Origin of the sequence: Burkholderia sp. SRS-25 (genome assembly GCF_004343765.1) — a bacterium.
Taxonomy (GTDB): domain Bacteria; phylum Pseudomonadota; class Gammaproteobacteria; order Burkholderiales; family Burkholderiaceae; genus Burkholderia; species Burkholderia contaminans.
Map to the genome: position 1 here is coordinate 37,794 of NZ_PTXM01000037.1, position 17,678 is coordinate 55,471.

At 66.5% G+C, this 17,678-nt stretch carries 19 protein-coding genes; 11 read left to right on the top strand and 8 right to left on the bottom strand.

What is annotated here, in order from left to right; all coding sequences use genetic code 11:
* Positions 1–36 precede the first annotated feature (36 nt).
* The gene (locus C5O79_RS35775; protein ID WP_122475063.1) at positions 37–561 is read left to right on the top strand and encodes an SUKH-3 domain-containing protein; all 525 of its coding nucleotides are present in this window, start codon (positions 37–39) and stop codon (positions 559–561) included.
* Positions 562–599: 38 nt separating this feature from the next.
* On the opposite strand, the gene C5O79_RS35780 is transcribed toward C5O79_RS35775, so the two are convergent.
* Positions 600–1,190: a nuclear transport factor 2 family protein gene (locus C5O79_RS35780; RefSeq protein ID WP_122475065.1), complete on the bottom strand. Its 591-nt coding sequence runs from the start codon at positions 1,188–1,190 to the stop codon at positions 600–602.
* 129 nt (positions 1,191–1,319) lie between these two features.
* Between C5O79_RS35780 and C5O79_RS35785 the strand changes: the two genes are divergently transcribed.
* Positions 1,320–1,862 (top strand): MarR family winged helix-turn-helix transcriptional regulator, encoded by a 543-nt coding sequence (locus tag C5O79_RS35785; protein ID WP_047851721.1) that lies wholly within the window; start codon positions 1,320–1,322, stop codon positions 1,860–1,862.
* A gap of 40 nt (positions 1,863–1,902) precedes the next feature.
* Here the strand turns inward: C5O79_RS35785 and C5O79_RS35790 are convergent, their stop codons facing one another.
* Positions 1,903–3,114, bottom strand: coding sequence for an IscS subfamily cysteine desulfurase (locus C5O79_RS35790; protein ID WP_122475067.1), 1,212 nt, complete (start codon positions 3,112–3,114; stop codon positions 1,903–1,905).
* Positions 3,115–3,390: 276 nt separating this feature from the next.
* On the opposite strand from C5O79_RS35790, the gene C5O79_RS35795 reads away from it, so the two are divergent.
* The 4 genes from C5O79_RS35795 to C5O79_RS35810 all read left to right on the top strand — a co-directional run bounded on the left by C5O79_RS35795 (position 3,391) and on the right by C5O79_RS35810 (position 6,630).
* Positions 3,391–3,918 carry a flavin reductase family protein gene (locus C5O79_RS35795; protein WP_122475069.1) on the top strand — a complete coding sequence of 176 codons (528 nt, stop codon included), beginning with the start codon at positions 3,391–3,393 and terminating at the stop codon, positions 3,916–3,918.
* 36 nt (positions 3,919–3,954) lie between these two features.
* Positions 3,955–5,433: a 4-hydroxyphenylacetate 3-hydroxylase N-terminal domain-containing protein gene (locus C5O79_RS35800; protein WP_122475071.1), complete on the top strand. Its 1,479-nt coding sequence runs from the start codon at positions 3,955–3,957 to the stop codon at positions 5,431–5,433.
* Positions 5,434–5,481: 48 nt separating this feature from the next.
* Positions 5,482–5,868: a cupin gene (locus tag C5O79_RS35805; protein ID WP_122475074.1), complete on the top strand. Its 387-nt coding sequence runs from the start codon at positions 5,482–5,484 to the stop codon at positions 5,866–5,868.
* Positions 5,869–5,940: 72 nt separating this feature from the next.
* On the top strand, positions 5,941–6,630 hold the full coding sequence (locus C5O79_RS35810; protein WP_047851716.1) for a DUF2848 domain-containing protein: 690 nt from the start codon (positions 5,941–5,943) through the stop codon (positions 6,628–6,630).
* A 24-nt stretch (positions 6,631–6,654) separates the two neighbouring features.
* Here C5O79_RS35810 and C5O79_RS35815 read toward each other — a convergent pair whose 3' ends face one another.
* From C5O79_RS35815 to C5O79_RS35825, 3 genes are all read right to left on the bottom strand, one after another.
* Positions 6,655–7,407 (bottom strand): class I SAM-dependent methyltransferase, encoded by a 753-nt coding sequence (locus tag C5O79_RS35815; protein ID WP_122475076.1) that lies wholly within the window; start codon positions 7,405–7,407, stop codon positions 6,655–6,657.
* Positions 7,408–7,415: 8 nt separating this feature from the next.
* Positions 7,416–8,831 (bottom strand): hypothetical protein, encoded by a 1,416-nt coding sequence (locus C5O79_RS35820; RefSeq protein WP_122475078.1) that lies wholly within the window; start codon positions 8,829–8,831, stop codon positions 7,416–7,418.
* A gap of 85 nt (positions 8,832–8,916) precedes the next feature.
* Positions 8,917–9,543, bottom strand: coding sequence for a LysE family translocator (locus tag C5O79_RS35825; RefSeq protein WP_047851713.1), 627 nt, complete (start codon positions 9,541–9,543; stop codon positions 8,917–8,919).
* 180 nt (positions 9,544–9,723) lie between these two features.
* On the opposite strand from C5O79_RS35825, the gene C5O79_RS35830 reads away from it, so the two are divergent.
* The 3 genes from C5O79_RS35830 to C5O79_RS35840 all read left to right on the top strand — a co-directional run bounded on the left by C5O79_RS35830 (position 9,724) and on the right by C5O79_RS35840 (position 12,254).
* Positions 9,724–10,524, top strand: a complete 801-nt coding sequence (locus C5O79_RS35830; RefSeq protein ID WP_122475080.1) for a helix-turn-helix transcriptional regulator — start codon at positions 9,724–9,726, stop codon at positions 10,522–10,524.
* A gap of 127 nt (positions 10,525–10,651) precedes the next feature.
* Entirely contained in the window at positions 10,652–11,071 is a 420-nt protein-coding gene (locus C5O79_RS35835; RefSeq protein WP_046549383.1) for an ATP--cob(I)alamin adenosyltransferase, read from the top strand.
* A gap of 97 nt (positions 11,072–11,168) precedes the next feature.
* Positions 11,169–12,254, top strand: a complete 1,086-nt coding sequence (locus tag C5O79_RS35840) for a LysR family transcriptional regulator (RefSeq protein ID WP_236862371.1) — start codon at positions 11,169–11,171, stop codon at positions 12,252–12,254.
* 43 nt (positions 12,255–12,297) lie between these two features.
* Here C5O79_RS35840 and C5O79_RS35845 read toward each other — a convergent pair whose 3' ends face one another.
* Entirely contained in the window at positions 12,298–13,218 is a 921-nt protein-coding gene (locus tag C5O79_RS35845) for a LysR substrate-binding domain-containing protein (protein ID WP_122475082.1), read from the bottom strand.
* A 108-nt stretch (positions 13,219–13,326) separates the two neighbouring features.
* Between C5O79_RS35845 and C5O79_RS35850 the strand changes: the two genes are divergently transcribed.
* Together C5O79_RS35850 and C5O79_RS35855 are read left to right on the top strand one after the other, a co-directional pair.
* Positions 13,327–14,409 carry a tartrate dehydrogenase gene (locus C5O79_RS35850; protein WP_122475084.1) on the top strand — a complete coding sequence of 361 codons (1,083 nt, stop codon included), beginning with the start codon at positions 13,327–13,329 and terminating at the stop codon, positions 14,407–14,409.
* Positions 14,410–14,647: 238 nt separating this feature from the next.
* Positions 14,648–15,958 carry an MFS transporter gene (locus C5O79_RS35855; protein ID WP_122475086.1) on the top strand — a complete coding sequence of 437 codons (1,311 nt, stop codon included), beginning with the start codon at positions 14,648–14,650 and terminating at the stop codon, positions 15,956–15,958.
* A 77-nt stretch (positions 15,959–16,035) separates the two neighbouring features.
* Here the strand turns inward: C5O79_RS35855 and C5O79_RS35860 are convergent, their stop codons facing one another.
* Positions 16,036–16,830, bottom strand: coding sequence for a polysaccharide lyase family 7 protein (locus C5O79_RS35860; RefSeq protein ID WP_046549387.1), 795 nt, complete (start codon positions 16,828–16,830; stop codon positions 16,036–16,038).
* A 342-nt stretch (positions 16,831–17,172) separates the two neighbouring features.
* Positions 17,173–17,676: a shikimate kinase gene (locus C5O79_RS35865; RefSeq protein ID WP_046549569.1), complete on the bottom strand. Its 504-nt coding sequence runs from the start codon at positions 17,674–17,676 to the stop codon at positions 17,173–17,175.
* Positions 17,677–17,678 lie beyond the last annotated feature (2 nt).

The following is a 17,678-nucleotide window of genomic DNA, read 5'->3' on the forward strand; positions in this document are numbered from 1 at the left end:
CACCGTATCGTGTGCGAAAACTTCAGGAGCGTTGTCGTGATCGAGATTCCTTCGACTGTCAGGTCGCTATTTGTCGCAGCCGGTTGGCGCGGCGATGCCGAGGGCCGGGTATCGTCGCACGACGGCGACCATCCGGGCGATACGATCCTGCGAGCGTTCGACGGGTTGATCGTGGGAACGGATCGCGCCGATCGCCGCGGGGAAACCTGCGCGCGGATGGGGCTCGCGTTTCACGCGCTGGCGCGCAAGGATCGCCAGATTGCCGCGTGGGAACAGGCGATCGGGACGACGATGATCGGCGTTGCCGAGGACGATCTCGGGTACGTCGAGTTTTATGTCGATGCGCAGGGGCGTGTATTCGCGACGAACTGCGTGGTCGACGGCGTGTATCTGTGCGGATTCACGTTCGGCGAAGCGGTCGAGCGGACGCTGTGCGGGCGGATCGTGATTCCGCTATTGCTCGACGAACGCGCAACGATTGCCTATTACGGCGAGGATCTGACGAGCGATGATCCGCGTTTGATGACGGCTGCGCAGCTCCTTGCCGGGCGCGAAGGTTAGCGCTCGCGCCGTGATGCGGTTGCGTGCCCGGCCGTGCTTCAACCGGCCGCGGCTGCCTGCCGGAATGGCGTCAGGAATACCCATTCCGGTTGCGCTGCCGCCACATCCGCGAGCCCGCGCGCGAACGCGTGCGCCGGCAGCCACGGATACCCGAACGCAGCATGCAGCGCATCGAGTTTCACCGACTGCGGATCATCGATCGTATCCATCCGTGCGATATGAATATGCAACGCGGCAATGCGCGCGTCGTCGTCGCTTTCGCCGTTGCCCGCGAACTGCCAGCGATACGTGCCGTGCCCGATCCGCAACGCGCCGTTGTCCTTCTGCCGCATCACGACGAGCCACGACATCCCGCTGACGCCGTGCGGGTCGACTTCGGGTGCCGTGCAAACGTAATAGGTCCGGCACCGCTCGAACCGCTCGCCGAATTCCTCGACCAGCGTGCGCGCAATTGCGGCCGCGCCTGTCACGCGCGGCGGAAAATCGATATCGTCGTTCGCGAGCGAAAAGCTCAGCTCTGCATCGGTCGCGAAGCAGTCGGCGATCAGCGCGGGACGGTTCAGGTCCTTCGCGCGCAAATAGCATTCGAGCAGCGCGCGAACCGACGCGGGATGAAGCGGGAAGGGCATGGGTGAAGCCTCCTGGGTCGGGAAATCGGGACACATTCGCCGGCCGGGCCTGGCCAGGAGCGTAAGTGCCTTTGCCGTATAATTTCGTTTCAAAGCTAAATTCGCATGACCGTACGGAGCGTCGAAGTCATGGCCAAGCAGCAAGAGGAGTCCGTTCTGACCATTACCAACCCGGCCTGCCTGATCGACGGCACGGACACGGAATTTCGTCACCTGATCAACGGGTTGTTGCCGTTCGCGGCCCGGCTGCTGTCGGTGCGCGACGGCTTCGGCTCACTGATCGGCCTCACCGGCATCCAGTATTCGCTGCTCGTCTCGGTCTCGCACCTGTCGCACGATGACATCGTGACCGTCAACCGCCTCGCCGATCACCTGCACCTGAGCGGCGCATTCGTCACGATCGAGACCGGCAAGCTGAAGAAGCTCGGCCTGATCGACAAACGCTCGGATCCCGACGACAAGCGCAAGATGCGGCTCACGGTCACGCCGGCGGGCTCGAAGCTGCTGAAGGCGTTCGCCGATACGCAACAGCGCATCAACAACGTGCTGTTCGAGGGCGTGACGAAGACCGAATTCAAGGCACTCTGCTCGGTGATCGACCGCCTCGTCACCAATGGCGATCGCGCGACGCTCGATCTCGCCCACCTGATCGCGCGCCAGGAAAAAGGCTGACGCGCGCGAGCCGCAGGCCGGCCTGACGCTTTGGTCACGCTCAGTGCGCGGCCCACTCGATCGTATTCAGGTCGACGCCTTCGAGATGCATGTCCCACAGCGGGCTCAGTTCGCGCAGCTTGCCGACCGTGTCGCGCACCTGCGCGATCACGCTGTCGACTTCGGCTTCGGTCGTGAAGCGGCCGAGCGTGAAGCGGATCGAGCTGTGCGCAAGCTCGTCGCTGCGGCCGAGTGCGCGCAGCACGTACGACGGCTCCAGCGATGCCGACGTGCACGCGGAGCCTGACGATACCGCGACACCCTTGATTCCCATGATCAGCGATTCGCCTTCGACGAAATTGAAGCTGACGTTGAGATTGTGCGGAATCCGGCGAGCGAGATCGCCGTTCACGTAAACCTCGTCGAGCGTCGACAGGCCGGCCAGCAGCCGGTCGCGCAATGCGCCTACGCGGCGGCTCTCTTCCGCCATCTCTTCCTTCGCGAGCCGGAACGCCTCGCCCATCCCGACGATCTGGTGCGTCGGCAGCGTGCCCGAGCGCATCCCGCGCTCGTGGCCGCCGCCGTGCATCTGCGCTTCGATCCGCACGCGCGGCTTGCGGCGCACGTACAGCGCGCCGATTCCCTTCGGGCCGTAGACCTTGTGCGCGGTCACCGTCAGCAGGTCGACGTTCAGCGCATTCACGTCGACCGGAATCTTGCCGGCCGCCTGCACCGCGTCGCAATGGAACACGATGCCGCGCGCGCGGCACAGCGCACCGATCTCGGCCACCGGCTGGATTACGCCCGTTTCATTGTTCGCGAGCATCACCGACACCAGGATCGTGTCGGCGCGTAGCGCCTGCTGCACCGTATCGAGATCGAGCAGGCCGTCTTCGCGCACGTCGAGATACGTGACGTCGAAGCCCTGACGTTCGAGTTCACGGCACGTATCGAGCACGGCCTTGTGCTCGGTCTTCACCGTGACGAGGTGTTTGCCCTTGCCCTGATAGAAGTGCGCCGCACCCTTGATCGCGAGGTTGTTGCCCTCGGTCGCGCCGGAGGTCCACACGATTTCGCGCGGGTCGGCCCCGAGCAGCGCAGCGACGTGTGCGCGCGCTTCCTCGACGGCCTGCTCGGCCTCCCACCCGTAACTGTGGCTGCGGGAAGCCGGGTTGCCGAACTGCTCGTGCAGGAACGGCACCATTTTGTCGACCACGCGCGGATCGACGGGCGTCGTCGCGCTGTAGTCCATGTAGATCGGACGGGATTGCATCGATGCGGCTCCGGAAAACGGTGTCTCCCGCGGTGCCCGAATGCACCGGGGAACAGGGTAGCCGCAGTGTACGTGGACATTCCCGGACGCCGCGCAACATCCATCCCGCCAGTAGGGTTGTCTTTCAAACAAAGCTTTCAAGGTCAGGGTTTACGACAGCTTGAACCGGCCTTTGTGTTTACATTTAATAAAAGCTAAATAACAAAGCTAAATAACGGTGCTTTGTTGGGCCGGATTCCGCTGCGGAATCCGGCGATGTAATCCAAGGAGGACGAGATGAGCGAGAACCATGCCGGATCCGGCGCGGGCGTCGACGAGCAGCGGCGCTTTCGCACGGCGCTGTCGATGTTCGCGACGGGCGTTGCGGTGATTACCGCCCCGCGCAAGGAGGGGATGCCAATTGGCATCACGGTCGCGTCGTTCAATTCGGTATCGCTGGACCCGCCGCTGATCCTGTTCTCGGTCGACCGTCGAAGCCTGAGCCTCGGCGACCTGGCCGGCGCGAACGGCTATGCGGTCAACGTGCTCGACGAGACGCAGCAACACCTGTCGAACTGCTTCGCGAAAGCGAACGGCGACAAGTGGAGTTGGCGTGCAGGCGCAGCCGATGACGATGGCGCCGTGCTGCTGCCCGACGCGCTTGCGACATTCGAATGCGAACCCTATGCGCAGTACGACGGCGGCGATCACGTGATCTTCGTCGGCCGCGTGACGCGGCATTGCGCGCGCTCGGAAGGGCGCCCGCTGATCTTCTTCGGCGGCTGCTACCGCACGCTCGACGGCATGCACGCGCCGTCTGCCTGAATGCAACCCACGTTTCATTCCACCCTGGAGCACATCATGATCAAGAACGGGACTCAGCACATCGCGTCGCTGCGCGACGGGCGGCAGGTCTACCTGAACGGCCAGCCGGCCGGCGACGTGACCGCTCACCCGGCATTCCGCAATTCGATCCGCAGCTACGCGAGCCTGTACGACTACCAGGCACGCGACGAGAACGTCGAGAAGATGACATTCGTCTCGCCCGACTCGGGCAATCGCGTCAGCCGGATCTGGCAACTGCCGACCTCTTATGACGAACTCGTCGAACGCCGTGCCGCGCTGGAAGCGTGGTCGGAGCTGCATTACGGCTTCATGGGCCGTTCGCCCGACCACGTCGCATCCTGTCTTTCCGGCATGTTCATGGGCGCCGACGTGTTCGAGCAATACGATCCGGCGCGCGCGGGCGCGCTGCGCGACTACTACCGCTATGCACGCGACAACGACCTGTTCCTGACCTACGTGATCGTGAATCCGCAGGCGAACCAGTCGAAATCCGCACACGAGCAGGAAGACAAGTACCTCGCGGTCGGCATCGTCGATCAGGATGCCGCAGGCATCACGGTGCGCGGCGCGAAGATGCTCGCGACGAGCGGGATCATGGCGAACGAGGTGTTCTGCAGCTGCATCCAGCCGCTGCGCGAAGGCGACGAGATGTACGCGCTGTCGTTCGCGGTGCCGATGAACGCGAAGGGCATGAAGATCCTGTCGCGCAAGTCGTACGAGGAGAACGCGACGTCGGTGTTCGACAACCCGCTGTCTAGCCGCTTCGACGAGAACGACGCGGTGCTGTATTTCGACGACGTGAAGGTGCCGTGGGAACGGATCTTCGTCGCCGGCAACACGGCGATGTGCGCGAAGCAGTTCCACGCGACGCCCGCGCACGTGTACCAGAACTACCAGTGCCAGGTGCGGCTGATGACGAAGCTGCGCTTTCTCGTCGGGCTCGGGCTGAAGATCTCCGAGGTCAACGGCACGAATGCGTTCCCGCAGGTGCGCGAAACGCTGGGCCAGCTCGCGGCCGAAGCGTCGATGGTCGAGGCGTGGGTCTACGGAATGGAGGCGAAGGGAACCGTCGTCAACGGCTTCTACGTGCCCGACCGCAACATGCTGTACGGCTCGCAGGTCGTCACGCAGCAACTCTATTCGAAGGTGCTCAACATGCTGCGCGAGCTCGCCGGCGGCGGAATGATCATGCTGCCTTCCAGCGTGCGCGACTTCGAGAATCCCGACCTGCTGCGCATCATCGAGAAGACGCAGAAGTCGCCCGTGTGCTCGTCCGAGGAACGCGTGAAGTTCTTCAAGCTCGCGTGGGATGCGGTCGGCTCCGAATTCGCGTCGCGCCACAACCAGTACGAGCTGTTCTATGCCGGCGCGTCGTTCGTCACGAAGGGGCACGCGTATCGCACGTACGACTGGCAGCGCGCGTCGCATCTCGTCGATTCGATGCTCGGCAGCTATTCGTTGAACCAGGAACTGTCGACGCCGCGCGCCGCCTGAGGCGTCGTCGTGCGTCCGACTCACCCGCTATCGCCACAGGAGAGACAGATGGCCATCAACAAGCTTCACGACGAATTCCATACGCTGGACATACATCGCGACTGGCGGCTGCCCGAAGGTTATGACCCGGCGTCCGGCGCGCAGGAGCTGATCCTGTCCGGCGCGCTCGACACCGAGCGCAAGCGCGGCAGCCGCACGCGCCTGCTGCGCCTGCCTGCCGGGCTGCATACGAAGAAGCCGTTCGTGCACGACTACTGGGAAGAAGTGTTTCTCGTCGAGGGCGACCTGACCGTCGGCAACGACGAGCACGGCAACGGCGGGTCGCCGTTCAAGGGCTACACGTACGCGGTGCGTCCGCCCGGCGCGTGGCACGGCCCGTTCAAGTCGAACGGCGGCTGCGTGCTGCTGGAGATCCACTACTACGACCCGGCGTAAGCACGGCCGATCAACGACACACGGCGGGCGGCAGCGCGCAGCACGTGCGCTGCCCGCCACGAGGAGCATTCGATGAAAACCATCACGTTCGCGATCGACGGTCGCGACGGCCGCACCGAGCGCGTGATCACAATCGACACGCTCGTGATCGCGGGCTGGACCGGCCGCGACACGGTCGCCATGGAGAAGCACATCCGCGAGCTGGAGGAACTCGGCGTCAAGCGCCCGGCGACGACGCCGGTGTTCTACCGCGTCGCGGCCGATCGCCTCGATCCGTCGCCTGTGATCCAGGTATCGGGAGGGCAGAGCAGCGGCGAAGCGGAATTCGTGCTGGTGCGAGACGGCGGCGAGACTTTCGTCGGCATCGCGTCCGACCACACCGATCGTGAAGTCGAAATCTACGGGATCACGGTGTCGAAGCAGGTGTGCGGCAAACCGTGCGCGAACACGCTGTGGAAGTTCGATGACGTGGCCGGGCACTGGGATCAGCTCGTGCTGCGCGCATACGCGACGATCGACGGCGAGCGCGTGCTGTATCAGGAAGGAAAGGTGACCGCGATGCGTGCGCCGGACGACCTGCTCGCGCAGTTCGCACGCCACGACGGCCGCTTCGTCGACGGCACCGCGATGCTGTGCGGCACGCTTGCGGCGATCGGCGGCATCCGGCCGGCCGAGCGGTTCGAGGTCGAGCTGGAAGATCCGGTGCTGGGCCGCACGCTGCGGCATGCGTATGCGGTGGACACGCTGCCTGTGGCTGGCTGATGCGGTAGCAGCACGCGCACGCACTCAGGCGCGGCAGATCGCGACGATCTCCGCGCTGGTCGCATCGTCGAACGGCGCGTGCTGCCAGTCGCCGTACCAGTCGGCGGACGAGAATCCGGCTGCGATTATGCGTACCTGCAGGTCGGGTTGCGCGATGAAACGCAGCCGGCTCGTGTTCGTCAGCACCGTGTCGTCGCGACGGAAGCGGTAGTGCGTGTCGAACGTCACGATCGCACCCTCCACCGAGCGCACCGCATGATGAAGATCGACGATGCCCGCTTCACGTGACTCGACGCTGCGTGCCGAATGTTCCTGCGTCCATTTACGCCACGGCTGGATGCGCGGATTGCGGGTGTCGAACAGCAAACGGCTGCCGTTGGCGAGCACGCGTCGCACGCCTCGCAACGTTGTGTCGATTTCGGTGTCGGTCAGCAGGCACTGGAACGCATGCCCGGTCATCACGACCGCATCGAACGGTGGTGCGCCGGGCGGCAGGCTGTCGAGCCCGCACGCGAGCCAGCGCACGGTGTCGGCGCCGGGCTGGCGTCGGGCGTATTCGATCATCGCCGGCGCGGGATCGATCGCGACGACGTCGTGCCCGGCTGCCGCGAGCCGGCGTGCGAACGTGCCGGTGCCGCAGCCGAGATCGAGGATGCGCTGCCGTGCGGTGCCGATCACGGACGCATAGAACGCGAAATCCTGGTCGCCCGCGTTGAACAGGTCGTAGATCGCGACGAGGCGCGGGTCGGTGTAGAGGATGTCTGCGTCTGCGGACATGAGCGGCGTCAGCGGTTGGCGACGGGCTTCAGCGCCGAGCGGAATTGCAGGTATGAGCGCGCTTCGGCTTGCAGCGCGTCATACGGCCTTGCCATCCAGCCCCTAATCTCGGCGAGCGCATCGCGCCCGGCCGCCCGCACGTCGGGGCTGGCGGCCTGCGCTTCGGGATTGCGGGCGACATCGTCACCGCAGATCACGGCGTCGTCGCAGGGCCGGCTCGTCGTCTGCGTGAACACGGTCTTGCCGTCGTGGAAATACTGATCCCATTGCGTATGGAACACGACCATGCCTTTTTCCGTGTCCATGAAGTAGGCGATATCGGCCGTGTAGCCGACGAGTGCGTCGTCGAAATACGTCCAGCGTTCGGTGCGGATCGGCATCATGCCCTTGACCGGATGCGCGTTGTCGAAGCGCATGCGGATTTCGAGCTGGCGGTACGGGCCGAATTCGATCAGGTATGCACCGAGGCCTTCGTCGTTGCGCTGATACCAGCGCGGCATCGCGGCAGTCGGCACGATCGGGCCCGACAGCAGCGTGGCGCCGACCTGATGATCGAGGTCGAGCGCAACCTGCGCGGCGGCGATCCGGCCGGGCGGCAACCGCCCCGGTGCGGCCGGCACGCTGACGCCAGGAACCACGTCGGTCGCGCGAAGGGCGTCGGCCGCCGCGTCCGACAGCGGGCAGCGCGCACTGCCGGCCAGCGATACGTGCGGCGATCCGGTCGTTATCGTGACGGCAATCGGGATGCCGGCAGAGGGCACGCCGCTCGGCAGGACCGTCTCCAAGCAGTCCTGCATGACTCGCTGCTCGCGGGCGGCATCCTGGTCGTCGAAGCGGATCGTGTAGTCGAGGTTCGGCTCGCCGCCGCGGGATATCGCGGTGTCGGGCTGACGGGCGCGCGCGAGCAGCGCGTGGTAGCCCGGCTGGTGTGTCAGCGCATCCGCTGACAGCGTCACGTGAAACGAGACGATCGAATAGCCGCCGTCGAGCCGGTGCGGCAGGTCGAAGCTGATCGTGCGTTGCGTGCCGGGGCCGCCGCGCGGCGTGACGCGGGCGGGAACGGGACGCATCTCCTCTTCGACACGCTGGTCCCAGTGCGGATCGGGGAGGCAGCCGAGGCCGTAACTGCACGACAGCAGGCTGTAGGACGTGGTCGTGTGCGTGTAGTGCGCGACGATATCGACGCTGTCGGGCAGCCGGTTGCGCAGATCGGCGTTTTCTTCCGGCGCGAGGAACGGCATGTAGAGATCGCTGAGCGCGAGGGTCACGTGCGACGTGCCGGGCGGCGCCAGCACTTCGGGCGGCCGAGGATCACGGGGTGTCAGCAGCCAGACTGCCGCCAGCGCGAATACCGCGACGATGGCGAGCGGCCAGGCGATGCGCCGGACAGTGCGTTTGCGCGGCGCGCGAGGGGAGTCGGCCATGTATCGGAGCGTCGCTACCGGTTGTTGTCGTGTCGTTGTTCGGTTTGCCTGCGCTCGCAGGGGCCGTGCGACCTGCCGGTGCGCATCAGCGCTGCTGCACCGCCACGCGCAGCCCGAGCGCGATGAAGATCGAGCCGATGATCTTCCCCTGCCAGCGCGTGAGCCACGTGAGCCGCTTCACGATGCGGCCGAGCGGGCGGATCGAGCATGCGATCAGCGTCGTGTAAAGCGAGCTGAGCACGACGAAGATCAGCCCGAGCACCGCGAACTGCACGAACGTCGAGCCGCGTTCCGGATGCACGAACTGCGGCATGAACGCGAGGAAGAACAGCGCGGTCTTCGGGTTCAGCACTTCGGCGGGAATCGCCTGCAGGTACGCCTTGAGCGGCGTGACGGGCGACACGCTCGGCAGCGACGGATCGGACGGCTTCTCGATCAGCGCGCGCACGCCGAGGTAGATCAGGTATGCGGCGCCGACCACCTTCACGACGTTGAACGCGAGCGCCGACGTCATCAGCAGCGCCGACAGGCCGACCGCCGCGAACAGCGTATGCACGAAATCGCCGCTGGCGACGCCGAGACCGGTCAGGATGCCGGTCCTGCGGCCGCCCTGTACGGTGCGGCTCAGCACGAGCAGCACGGCGGGGCCGGGAATCAGGAACAGGCCCAGGACGACGGCCGTGAAGGTGGTCAGCGTGGTCAGGTCGAACATGGCGGCTCCGGAAAGTGGGCGCAGCGGCGGGGGATCGGGGCATTGTATTCGCTTCGCCGCGCGGCTGCAGACGCGGCCCGGTCACCCGGCCGGCGGCAGGGCCGCACCGGTGCCTTTCTGGTATAAGCACGAAAGGGCGCGCAGGCAGCGCGTCCGGCTTTCTCCATCGTCCACCGTTTCATGCGCAAGCTTCCACCGACCACCGATCCCGCAGCGGATGACGAAGTCTTCCACGTGCCGCGTCCGCTCGTCGTGTTCGGCGGCTCGGTCGTCGAGCCCGAATGGCGGCTGGAGCGGCACAGTCATCCGCAGGCGCAACTGCTCTATACGCTGAGCGGCGTCATCTACTGCGAGATCGACGGCGGCGTGTGGAGCGCGCCGCCGCAATGCATGGTGTGGATTCCGGGCGACGTCCCGCACGCGGCGCGCGGCTCCGCCGGCGCGACGTTCTACGCGGTGCTGGTCGAACCCGACGCCGCGCTCGATCTGCCGGCGCGTTGCTGCACGCTGTCGGTGTCGCCGCTGCTGCGCGAGCTGCTGCTGAAGGCGGCGAGCTTCCCGAACCTGTACGACGTCGACGGGCCGCAAGGGCGATTGATCGCGACGCTCCTCGACGAACTGGTCGCGGCGCCGGTCGAGGATCTGTACTTGCCGATGCCGGCCGACCGGCGGCTGCGCAAGCTGATCGACCATCTGCTCGACGATCCGGCCGACAAGTCGTCGCTGCCCGAACTCGCGCGGCGCGTGGGCGTCAGCGAGCGCAGCCTGACGCGGCTCGCGGCGAAGGAACTCGGGATGAGCCTCGGCGACTGGCGCCGGCGGCTGCACGTCGCGCTGTCGCTGCGGATGCTGACGACCGGCCGCCGCGTGCACCAGATCGCGATCGATCTCGGCTACGAGAGCGCGAGCAGCTTCGTGACGATGTTCCGCAAGGCGACCGGCAAGTCGCCGACGCAATTCCTGACCGACCGGCAACGCTGAACGATGAAGGCCGTGCCGCCCCATGCGTGCGCGATTGGCCGGATTGAGCAAGCGGTTGGCCGGGACGATAAATGACGCCGCAGGCCTCGATCCATAAAATGAGAATCGTTCTCATCTGGAGGCCGACATGCAAATCGTCACGACTGACTTCCCGTTTGTCTGGTTGCGTTACACCGGTTCGACGCACACCGACCCCGCCCGCCTGATCGCCGAGCTCGACGCGTTGCTGGCGCGTCGCGAACCGTTCGTTCTTCTGACCGACGATGCGCCGTCCGGCGACGATCGCGGCGGGGACGATCACGAACTGCGCAAGCAGCTCGCGAAATGGAGCAAGGCCAACCGCGCGCAGTCGCGCGAATGGATCCCCGCGATGATCGCGATCGAGCCCGACGCGGCGCGGCGTGTGGCGCTCAACGCATTCTCGGGTGCGTTCGAGAAGGTGTGGGGCTATCCGCTGAATGCGGCTGCCACGCGCGACGACGCGCTTGCGCTGGCGCAGCGGCTGCTCGACGAACCGGCGCGGCGCGCCGTGGCGGCGAACGGCTGAATTCACTCTGCCGCGCCGGCGGCGCGGCGTTCCTCGAAACGCATGCACGGTGCGCGAACGCGCGCCGCTGCATGCGGCCAACATGCAGGGGTGTCCGGTGGACAATCCGATCCGCGCAATGCGCATCTTCACGCGCATCGTCGAAATGAACAGCTTTACGCGTGCAGCGCAGGCGCTCGGCATTTCGCGCGCCACCGCGACGCGGACCGTGCAGGAGCTCGAAACGGCACTCGGCATGCCGTTGCTGGTGCGTACGACGCGCGCGCTGCGGGCGACGCCCGAAGGCGATGCGTATTACCGGCGCTGCGTGCGCATCACGGCGGACGTCGACGAGCTCGAAGCCAGCATCCGCGGCGCGGCGCTGCATCCGAGCGGGCCGCTGCGCGTCGAGCTGCCGGCGGCGGTCGCGGACGCGATCGTGCTGCCGGCGCTCGGCGCGTTTCATGCGCGGCATCCCGATCTGGTGCTGACGCTGGGTGTATCCGGGCGCGCGGCCGATCGCGTCGGCGATGCGATCGACTGCAGTATCCGGCTCGGCGAACTGCCCGATTCGTCGCTCGTCGCGCGCCGGCTCGGCATGCTCGAGCGCGTGACCTGCGCGAGCCCTGCGTATCTCGACCGCCACGGCGTGCCGCGCACGCTCGACGACCTGGCCTCGCATCGCGCGGTTAGCCTGTCGTCGGTGCCGGGCCAGCGCACGGCCGAGCTCGATTTCCTCGTCGATGGCGCGGTGCGCAAGGTGCGGATGGACGGGATCGTCAGCGTGGACGACGAGCCCGCGTATCTGGCGTGCGGCATGCACGGCCTCGGGCTGATCCAGCCGCCGCGCGTCGCCGCGCAGCCGCTGATCGATGCGGGGCGGTTGCGCGAAGTGCTGCCGCGCTGGCGGCCCGACGCGATCGCGGTGTCGGCCGTGTATGTGAAGCGGCCGCATGTGTCGCCCGGTGTGCGCGCGTTCGTCGAATGGATCGGCGAGCGTTTCGCGCAGGCCGCGCACGAGCATGAGGGGCTGGTGGTGGCCGGCGTGTCGGGATGGCGGGCGGTGCAGGATGGGCGCGTGGCGCTCGCAGTGGAAAACGGTGTTGATCCGCTGGCCGTGCGCGACGGCCAACGCACGGTACACACCAGGGCCGCCCAGGCCGCCGAGGATCTCGAGCCCGCTGCACTGGCCGCGCTGAACTGAGCCCGTCGTTCACGCGCGGTTGCGCAAGGCAGCGGCCGGCGCGCTACGCGCCTTTCAACCGCCCCAGCTCGTCCGCCAGAAAATCGACGAACGCCCGAATCCGCGTGGACATCTGATGGCGCTGCGCATACACCGCATAGATGTCGGCGCTCGGCGTCTCGTAGTCGGGCAGCACGACGACCAGGCGGCCGTCGGCGAGATAGTCGCGCAGATCCCATTCCGCGCGCATCAGGATCCCGTGCCCGTCGAGCGCCCATTTCACGGCGATCTCGCCGTCGTTCGTCGTCAGGTTGCCGTTGATCCGCACGGCTTCCGTATGGCGCGCCGTGCCGCGCCCGTTCGTCAGGCGCCAGATTCCGTAACCTTCGTCCCCCTGCCGGATGCCGATGCAGTTGTGCTGCGTCAGGTCGTGCGGCGTCGCCGGAGTGCCGTGCTGCGCGAGATAGGCGGGCGCCGCGCACAGCAGCCGGCGGTTCGGCGCGAGCCGCCGCGCGACGACCCGCGTATCGGGCGGCTCGCCGAAGCGGATGCATACGTCGAACGCGTCGTCGGTGAGCGGCGGCGGCATCACCGACAACTGCAGCTGCACCGACACCTCCGGATAACGCGCGACGAAGCGCGAGATCGCGGGGCCGACCTGGTTACGCCCGAAGCCGAGCGTCGCGTTCACGCGCAGCAGCCCCTTCGGGCGCTGCTTCGCGCTGCCGAGCAGTTCGCCGAGTTCGTCCATCTGATCGAGGATCCGGCGCGCGTAGTCGAGATATACGTCGCCTTCGGGCGTCAGCATCATGCGCCGTGTCGTGCGGTTCACGAGCGTCACGCCCGCGCGCCGCTCCATCTGCGTGAGCCGCTTGCTGACGGCCGCCGCGGTGAGCCCGAGTTCGCGCGCGGCCGCGCTCAGGCTGCCCGACGCGGCCAGCGTCGAGAAGAAGCCGAGATCGGCCGGCTGGACGGTATCCGCCATGACGGGATTCATGAATTGAAGTTAAAGATGCTTTGAGTCTAGCACCGGTTCCCGCACTTTCGGTTCGGTAAAGTGCATCCACGCTGACGATCAATCGAGGATGTGCGCATGAAGACCTACCGTATCGCAACGATTCCCGGCGACGGGATCGGCAAGGAAGTGGTGCCTGCGGCCAAGCAAGTGCTGGAAGCGCTGGCCCGCGGCAGCGACCGCTTTGCGTTCGAGTTCGAGGATTTCGACTGGGGTGCCGACTACTACCGCCAGCACGGCGCGATGATGCCGGCCGATGGCCTCGACGCCTTGCGCGGCAAGGACGCGATCCTGTTCGGCTCGGCGGGCGACCCCGACGTGCCGGATCACGTGACGCTGTGGGGGCTGCGCCTGAAGATCTGCCAGGGCTTCGACCAGTACGCGAACGTGCGCCCGACGCGCATCCTGCCCGGCATCGATGCGCCACTGAAGCGCTGCGGGCCCGACGACCTGAACTGGGTGATCGTCCGCGAGAACTCCGAAGGCGAATACGCGGGCGTTGGCGGGCGTGTGCATCAGGGTCACCCCATCGAGGCCGCGACCGACGTGTCGATCCTCACGCGCGCCGGCGTCGAACGCATCATGCGCTTCGCGTTCCGGCTCGCACAGTCGCGCCCGCGCAAGCTGCTGACCGTGATCACGAAGAGCAACGCGCAGCGGCACGCGATGGTGATGTGGGACGAGATCGCGAAGCAGATTGCGCAGGAGTTCCCCGACGTGACGTGGGACAAGGAGCTCGTCGATGCGGCGACCGCGCGCATGGTCAACCGGCCGGCGTCGCTCGACACGATCGTCGCGACCAACCTGCACGCGGACATCCTCAGCGATCTCGCGGCCGCGCTCGCCGGCAGCCTCGGCATCGCGCCGACCGGCAACATCGACCCCGAGCGCCGCTATCCGTCGATGTTCGAGCCGATCCACGGCTCCGCGTTCGACATCATGGGCAAGGGGCTCGCGAATCCGGTCGGCACGTTCTGGTCGGTCGTGATGCTGCTCGAACATCTCGGCGAAACGGCAGCCGCCGCGCGCGTGATGCAGGCGATCGAGGCCGTGACGGCCGCCCCGTCACTGCATACGCGCGACCTCGGCGGCAGCGCGACGACCGCGCAGGTGACGGCGGCTGTGTGCGAGCGCGTCGCGAACGCGGCGGTCGCAGCCTGATGACACGCGCGGCGATGTGCAGGCGGGCCGCGACGTAGCAGCCAGCGACCCGCGGCGGCGCGTGTGCGCAACCGGTTACCGCGCGTCGCCCGTTCATCGTCCCCCGGGATTTTCCTGCCCCGAGACTCGCGCGTCCGACGCGAGCCGGGCGCGCCGGCTCACGCGTTTCGCCGCGCCGCCGGCGAGCATTCATACACCGAGCACGACTCGACGGCTCGACCTCGAAGGAGGAGACAACATGCAAGCGGATCTGGAAACCCGCGTCGCGCGGAAACTGATGTGGCGCATCATTCCGTTCGTGATGCTGCTTTACTTCGTCAGCTTTCTCGATCGCGTCAACGTCGGCTTCGCCGCGATGACGATGAACAAGGCGATCGGCCTGTCGCCGACCGCATTCGGGTTCGGCGGCGGCCTGTTCTTCATCGGCTACTTTCTGTTCGAAGTACCGAGCAACCTGATCCTCCATCGCGTCGGCGCGCGCATCTGGATTGCGCGCGTGATGATCACGTGGGGGATCGTGTCGGCTGTATCTGCATTCGCGTCCGGGCCCACGAGCTTCTACGTGCTGCGTTTCCTGCTCGGCATGGCCGAAGCCGGGTTCTTCCCCGGCATCATCCTGTACCTGAGCCTGTGGTTTCCCGCGAAGCAGCGCGCGGTGGCCGCCGCGTGGTTCATGGCGGCCGCGCCGATCTCGACCGCGATCGGTTCGCCGCTGTCGGGCGCGATCATGCAGATGCCGCCGATGTTCGGGCTCGCCGACTGGCAGATGCTGTACATCATCGAAGCGCTGCCGGCGGTCGTGCTCGGCTTCGTCGTGCTCAAGTGCCTGACCGATGCGCCGTCGAAGGCCGCGTGGCTGCGCGCTGACGAGCGCGACTGGCTGGTCGCGAAGCTGAAAGCCGAAGCCGATGCGCGCCACACGCATGCCGGGCATACGGCCGGCGCGTGGCAGGCGCTGCGTGACCCGCGCGTGCTGGCGCTCGCGCTGATCTACTTCGGCACGTCGGCGGGGCTGTACACGCTCGGCCTCTGGGCGCCGCTGATGGTCAAGCAGTTCGGCTTCACCGCGCTGCAGACGGGTTTGCTCACCGGGATTCCGAGCATCGCCGCCGTCGTCGCGATGATCGTGTGGGCGCGGCACTCGGATCGTACCGGCGAGCGCACGTGGCACGTCGTGATTCCGTGCGTGCTCGCGTGCATCGGCTTCGTGTTCGCGGGGCAGGCGAGCACGGCGCTGCTGACCGTGCTCGCGCTGGTGGTCGTCAACATCGGGATCAGCGCCGCGAAGGCGCCGTTGTGGGCGATGCCGAGTGCGTTCCTGTCCGGCGCCGGCGCGGCGGCGGGCATCGCGATGATCAATTCGATCGGCAATCTCGGCGGATTCGTCGGGCCGTTCGCGATCGGGTGGCTCAAGCACGTGACGGGCGGGTATGCGGCGGGGTTGTATGTGGTCGCGGGGACGCTCGCGGTGTCGGCGGTCGTCACGCTGATGTTGAGCCGCAAGGGTGCGAAGGAAGCCGTCGTGCCGGGTGTGCGGCATCACTCGTAAGCGCGACCCCTGCATCGAAACGCCGGACCGCCGCGCATGACGCGCGCCCGTCCGGCTTCATGCGTCGTGCCGTGCGATCAGCCATGCGTGAGCGTCAGCGCATAGAACTTCACGACGGTGCCGGGCGTCGTCAGCGGTGTGCCGGACACGGCCGTCTGGTCGTAGTCGCCCGCCTTGAAGTAGAAGCTTTCGCCGTCGAAGCTCGAATCCATCGTGAAGGTCTTCGTCGTGCCGTTCGCGGTGACGGTGATCGTCGTGCCGCTCAGGCTCAGCGCGTAGCTGAACTGCTTGCCGACGCCGACCGTGGTGATCGGCGTGGTGGTCGACTTGCCGCCCTGGTTGGTGCTTTCGAGCAGCAACTGCACGACGCCGCCGGATGTGAACTGCAGCTCGCACAGCGGCTTGCTCGGGCCGGTGCCCTGGAAGATCTGGCCGATCGTCGTGTGATCGGGCACCTGCGTGACGGCCACCGTCGCATTCAGCCGGTTCGTGCCGGAGGTCGGCCAGATCGCGTTCTCGCGCAGTTCGGTGCGCGGATGCAGCGAGCCGGACGTCGTCCAGCCCTGCGTCGGGTCCATCATCACCATCGATCCGTCGTTGGCGTCCGTATAGAAATACGTCGGGTTCACGTAGCCGCCCGCGAGCGACGAACCGCTCACGGTGTCGACCTTGCCGGACGAGCCGGTCGGCAACTGCAGCGTGAACGGCGCGAGGTTGAAGTTCGAGCCGGGCGGGCTCGACGGGCTGAGCGCCATCGCGGTGGCCTGCTGGCGGGCGGCGGCGGCCGGGCTGGCCGGATCGTCGCCGCCGCACGCGGACAGGCACGCAACGGACAGAACGGCGACGACGCACGGGATGATCCTGTTCTTCATGGTGTCTCTCTCTGATGGTCCGTGGCTGGGCGCCACGTTGTGGATAACGTTTTCCTTTTAAGGCGCACAATCGTCGAAATGGGATCGGCTGCCCGTAGAAAGCACTCCAAAATACAGAAAGCAGGTAAGGCTCGAAGGTTGGAACAGTGATGCCGGGAATTGCGGAAATTTCAAGGCTTGCAATCGGCTTTCCGTGAATCTGGCCAGGCCGATCGAGGACGATGCTAGCAAGAAGTGTGAGGGGAGTAAACGTTTTCCTATTCAGGCTGGGGAAGTGGTTTTATTGCTGACCGCTGCGAGGTATCGGCGTGCCCGTGTGAAGGGCGCGGGCAGGTGCGCCGTTTAAGGCTCCGTCGCCGCGACGTGCTGCGCAATCCTCGCCGCACAAGCGTCGGGCGCTGCATTGGACGTATCGAGCACCATCTGGCTGAACGGCCGCGACGCATAGCCTTCGCGATACATCTCGGCGATCCGGTTGCGCTCCCAGTCCGTCAACGCACGTGAGCCGCGATTCGACGACGCGATCCCTTCGGGCGGCGCGAGCGTCACGACGCACAACCGCGCACCGCGTGCATCGCAGGCGGCGCGCAGCCGCTCGAATTCCGCTTCGCCGATCGGATAGGCGATGACCAGATGACGCTCACGTGCGTGGGTGATCTGCGTGACGAGACGTTCGAGCGCGATCGCCCACTGCACGTCGAACGGCGCATCCTCGGGCGCATCGTGATCGTCGCCGTCGATGAAGCGCGCGTCGGGCAGCACGCGTGCGAGCGCGACACCGATCGTCGTCTTGCCGCTGTTGATCGGGCCGTTCAGGTGGATGACGGTAAGGGGGGGTGGGGCGATGG

Coding starts and splice junctions, on each gene's coding strand:
- C5O79_RS35780 (WP_122475065.1), bottom strand. CDS start 1,190: ATGCCCTTCCCGCTTCATCCCGCGTCGGTTCGCGCGCTGCTCGAATGC.
- C5O79_RS35785 (WP_047851721.1), top strand. CDS start 1,320: ATGGCCAAGCAGCAAGAGGAGTCCGTTCTGACCATTACCAACCCGGCC.
- C5O79_RS35790 (WP_122475067.1), bottom strand. CDS start 3,114: ATGCAATCCCGTCCGATCTACATGGACTACAGCGCGACGACGCCCGTC.
- C5O79_RS35795 (WP_122475069.1), top strand. CDS start 3,391: ATGAGCGAGAACCATGCCGGATCCGGCGCGGGCGTCGACGAGCAGCGG.
- C5O79_RS35800 (WP_122475071.1), top strand. CDS start 3,955: ATGATCAAGAACGGGACTCAGCACATCGCGTCGCTGCGCGACGGGCGG.
- C5O79_RS35805 (WP_122475074.1), top strand. CDS start 5,482: ATGGCCATCAACAAGCTTCACGACGAATTCCATACGCTGGACATACAT.
- C5O79_RS35810 (WP_047851716.1), top strand. CDS start 5,941: ATGAAAACCATCACGTTCGCGATCGACGGTCGCGACGGCCGCACCGAG.
- C5O79_RS35815 (WP_122475076.1), bottom strand. CDS start 7,407: ATGTCCGCAGACGCAGACATCCTCTACACCGACCCGCGCCTCGTCGCG.
- C5O79_RS35820 (WP_122475078.1), bottom strand. CDS start 8,831: ATGGCCGACTCCCCTCGCGCGCCGCGCAAACGCACTGTCCGGCGCATC.
- C5O79_RS35825 (WP_047851713.1), bottom strand. CDS start 9,543: ATGTTCGACCTGACCACGCTGACCACCTTCACGGCCGTCGTCCTGGGC.
- C5O79_RS35830 (WP_122475080.1), top strand. CDS start 9,724: ATGCGCAAGCTTCCACCGACCACCGATCCCGCAGCGGATGACGAAGTC.
- C5O79_RS35835 (WP_046549383.1), top strand. CDS start 10,652: ATGCAAATCGTCACGACTGACTTCCCGTTTGTCTGGTTGCGTTACACC.
- C5O79_RS35845 (WP_122475082.1), bottom strand. CDS start 13,218: ATGGCGGATACCGTCCAGCCGGCCGATCTCGGCTTCTTCTCGACGCTG.
- C5O79_RS35850 (WP_122475084.1), top strand. CDS start 13,327: ATGAAGACCTACCGTATCGCAACGATTCCCGGCGACGGGATCGGCAAG.
- C5O79_RS35855 (WP_122475086.1), top strand. CDS start 14,648: ATGCAAGCGGATCTGGAAACCCGCGTCGCGCGGAAACTGATGTGGCGC.
- C5O79_RS35860 (WP_046549387.1), bottom strand. CDS start 16,830: ATGAAGAACAGGATCATCCCGTGCGTCGTCGCCGTTCTGTCCGTTGCG.